The 554-nt window shown below is 49.6% G+C and carries 1 protein-coding gene; it reads right to left on the bottom strand.

Features of this window, described 5'->3' with window-relative positions; genetic code table 11:
- Positions 1 to 554 (bottom strand): type IV secretory system conjugative DNA transfer family protein (locus tag AB1L17_RS31490; RefSeq protein ID WP_489672043.1); only part of this gene is annotated, 554 nt, incomplete at both ends.

Below are 554 nucleotides of genomic sequence, written 5' to 3'. Positions count from 1 at the left end.
ACCTTCAGCTGGGAAATATTTTGGATGGCGATTGTACACGCGTTTCGATATTTCCGCCCCAACGTCAATAGTCGGCGAAAATCGGGATTGAGGTATTCGGGTAGTTCGTCAATGAAGGTGTAATGCGGGCGCCTCGTCCATTGGTTCCCCGGCCGCCGGAACACGGCGTTTTGAAAGGTCATTATGGCAAACTGACCGAAAATGCTGCTGAGATTTCCCAACTCTCCCAACGCGGAGTTAATGAGAACCACCCCTCCGTTTGCCAAATGATCCTCAAACCGGACACTCTCGTCCTTCTTTTTCGTCAGCAGTTTCAACACCAGCTCGTTCCCCACCAAGTCTTCCAGCTGCATTCGAAGGCCCGTAGAGATTTTGGTGAAGTTTTCACTGTCGAAAACCTCAACCTGAAAAAACTCCACAAGGTCATCTCTCCTGTATTTTCGTTCATAATCCGTGATGTGTTCCTTCAGCGTTTTGAGATTTCGGAGCGCGCGGACAATATGCAGCAGATCGGCATCGTCTCCGTACAGACGCTTCAAAAGCAAGACCGCATT

The sequence above is a fragment of the Brevibacillus jepli genome (genome assembly GCF_047229145.1).
Classification (GTDB): Bacteria; Bacillota; Bacilli; order Brevibacillales; family Brevibacillaceae; genus Brevibacillus.
The sequence above is the reverse complement of the archived record's forward strand: the minus strand, read 5'-3'. Positions and strand labels throughout refer to the sequence as shown.